The organism is Bradyrhizobium sp. Ses1 (genome assembly GCF_059512365.1).
Map to the genome: position 1 here is coordinate 1 of NZ_JCAMOQ010000295.1, position 211 is coordinate 211.

Here is a 211-nt window from a genome sequence, read left to right on the forward strand (position 1 = left end):
CTGATCGTTGACTCCACCATCGTCCGCGCCCACCAGCACGCCAGCGGCGCAAAAGGGGGGCTCAAAATCAGGCCATCGGGCGTTCGCGCGGCGGCCTGACGACAAAAATCCATATGGCTGTCCGGGGCTTAGGTTGCCCGGTCCGCTTCTTCCTAACGGCAGGTCAAGCCGGCGATGCGCCTCAGGCCCAGCCGCTCATCGAGGGGCTCCC

At 65.9% G+C, this 211-nt stretch carries 1 pseudogene; it reads left to right on the plus strand.

The annotated features are described in order from the left end of the window. Positions 1-211, plus strand: a pseudogene (locus tag AC5ZG5_RS46710) (transposase); the annotation flags it as partial.